This is a genomic window from Desulfosarcina sp., assembly GCF_033791525.1.
Classification (GTDB): domain Bacteria; phylum Desulfobacterota; class Desulfobacteria; order Desulfobacterales; family Desulfosarcinaceae; genus Desulfosarcina.
Genome location: NZ_JASJGN010000224.1, coordinates 1 through 2,723 on the forward strand (window position 1 = coordinate 1; position 2,723 = coordinate 2,723).

General features: G+C 56.4%; 3 protein-coding genes. All 3 read right to left on the minus strand.

What is annotated here, in order from left to right:
• Positions 1-935: trimethylamine methyltransferase family protein (locus tag QNK41_RS11240; RefSeq protein WP_319256782.1), on the minus strand; the 935-nt coding region annotated here is incomplete at its 3' end.
• A gap of 262 nt (positions 936-1,197) precedes the next feature.
• The gene (locus tag QNK41_RS11245; RefSeq protein ID WP_319256784.1) at positions 1,198-2,295 is read right to left on the minus strand and encodes an alcohol dehydrogenase family protein; all 1,098 of its coding nucleotides are present in this window, start codon (positions 2,293-2,295) and stop codon (positions 1,198-1,200) included.
• A 38-nt stretch (positions 2,296-2,333) separates the two neighbouring features.
• Positions 2,334-2,723, minus strand: a 390-nt coding sequence (locus QNK41_RS11250; protein ID WP_413815142.1) for a sugar phosphate isomerase/epimerase family protein, incomplete at its 5' end; no start/stop codon positions are given.

The window sequence follows — 2,723 nt, forward strand, 5'->3', positions numbered from 1 at the left end:
CCGCCGCCGCGGCTGGGAATCCCGTAAAAGCGGGCCATCTGGGCAGTGGCCGCCGTGTTCACCGCCATCTCCGGTGCACCGATGCTCAAGGTGCCGTAGCGCATGGCGGCGGCCGAGGATGAACCCGAGAAAACCACCGGCGTACCTTCGCGGATCAGCTGAGTCAATACGATCCCGGCCAGCACCTCTGCGTTTTGAACCACCAGGGTGCCTTCCATGGTCACCGGCGAGGTGGCCCCGGCAATCGAAAGCGAAGAGATCAGCTGAGGCATACCGGCTCGGGCGTATTCCATGATCGCACCCAGCATCCGGTCGTCGTAGGCCAGGGGAGTGAGGGTGCACAGGATGCTGATCATGGGCATCTTTTCGGCCAGTGCCGCTTCTGAACAGCCGAAGAGGATGGCAGCCATTTCGATGGTCTCCCGGGCCGCCTCGGCACCGATGGCCCCGCCCATGAAGGGTTTGTCCGAATAGCGCATGGAAGCAAGTATCATCTCGGCATTGCGCCGGGCATGGGGGATGTCGTTGGGCTCGGCCATCATGCCGCCGGTGATGTCGATGCTCTTGCTGGCATAGGCGAGTTTGACGAAGTTGGTATAGTCTTCCAGGGTGGATTCGCGCCGCCCCCGGTCCAGATCGTGGACAAAGGGAGGTCCGTAACAGGGAATGTAAGCAATGTTGTCGCCGCCGATGGCCACGTTCTTCTCCGGGTTTCGCGCCTGAAGGGTGTATTCGGAAGGCGCCTTGGCCACCTGTTCCATAAGCATCTTGGGAGAGAAGAAGACTCTTTCCCCTTGGACCCGGCAGCCGGCCTTCTTGAATACCTCGACCGCCGGTTCGTAGCCGAAGTCAACGCCCACCGTTTCCAGTACGCGCAGGGTCGCTTCATGGATCTTCTGGACATCCTGGTCAGAAAAATATTCAAACCGCTGCATAATGTTACCTCCTTGATGGAGAGTGTTCATCCACAAAAAGCATCTGTCGGCCCAGGCCGGCGTTCTCGCTCTGTTGAGCACGTAGTGAAGCTTCAGCGCTATCCTCGACGTCGCGCTGCTACGCCTCCGGTTTCAAAATCGTTGCGGCCTTGGCGTGTCTTAGATCTCGCATTGCGGGGAACCAAAATCAACTTTTTGTGAACGACCACTGGTTTGTATTGTTTGCTCCTTAGCTTCGTAAAAATGAAAAAATATTTTCTTATTAATCGTCGGGCATAAGAACGAGTTTGCCGACAAATTCTTTTTTAAGGAATTTCTTTTGTGCCTCAATCATCGCGCTTAATGGATAGGTTTCCGCGACCAAAGGACGGATTTCATCATGCTCGATATAGTTGACCAGGTTTTCAAAGACGATATCATCCTGGAATGTGCAACCGAGCAGTGAGAGATCCTTCAGGTAAAGGGTGCGCACGTCGAGTTTGACAATAGGGCCCGCAATTGCGCCTGCGCAGGCATAGCGACCGCCGGCTTTCAACACATCGAGCAACTCTGGCCATTGGGGTCCGGCCACCAGATCGACAACCACATCGACGGTATTGCGACCGGCGGCGTCGGCAATTCGTTCGCCGCGATCGATCACTTGATGCGCTCCGAGTGAACGCACCGCTTCAATTTTGCTCTTTCCGGCCACGGCGACGATCTGCGCGCCGCGCCGTTTGGCCAGTTGCACCGCCGCCGAACCAACGCCCCCGGAAGCCCCGGTAATCAGCACACGCTCCCCGGATGAGAGATTTGCCCGATGCAGCATATTTTCAGCGGTGGAATAGGCGCAGGGGATGGATGCCAGTTCAGCATCGGACCATCTGCAATCGACTGCGTATGACTCCTTGGCGGGAGCCTTGACAAACTGGGCGAAAGCACCGTCACACTCGGAACCCAAGGTCCAGCACTCAAAGGGCCGATAGTCGACATAGCTGCGCAACATATTTCTGACAAGCACCCGCTCGCCAAGCCGGTCTTCATCAACTGCGCTGCCGACGGCAACGATGCGGCCGCAACAATCGGCACCTTGAATGCGGGGAAATGAGAGCCGTATGCCCTGCCAGCTGGCATCATCAGGATCGGCTGTTTCGAACCCACCGGCAGCGCCTTGATGGGTATCGGTAGTGACACCCTTGGAATACCAGCCGGTGCGTGTGTTGATGTCCGTGTTGTTGACCCCCGCGGCCCCCACACGAATGAGAACTTCGTCGGGGCCAGGTACCGGCACCGGGACGTCATCGCGAACTTCCAGTTTATCGAAACCGCCGTATCCGGTGAGTAAAACGGCACGCATGGTGGCGGGGATACTATCTTTCATGGATTTTTTTCCTATTTCCGTTTCCGGATAGACACCAATCACTGCCCAATCTTGAGCACCTCACGGGCGTATTTGATGCTCCGGATGCATGCATCCATCTCTTTTTCCCGGGCCACGGCCAGCGAATCGCCTCCCATGTCCCATTCGATTTCAAAGGTAATCCGGTCGGTCGGGGATAATTCGCGTAAGGTTTTGTAAGTCTTGAAACAGTCGACATCCCCATCACCCAGGGCAACCCCGTGGAATCGGATGCCGAACTGGTCCCGGTCGAGCTTGTGATCACAAAAATGGTTGCAAAACGCATAGGGCGCAAGCTTGTTGACGGCGGTTTCCGGGTTTTCGAGGACGCCCATGGAATTCACCGTATCCACGCAGGCCCCAACAAGTGGATGATTGATTTTGTCGATCAGCCAGATAATTTCATCGTC

Coding starts and splice junctions, on each gene's coding strand:
- QNK41_RS11245 (WP_319256784.1), bottom strand. CDS start 2,295: ATGAAAGATAGTATCCCCGCCACCATGCGTGCCGTTTTACTCACCGGA.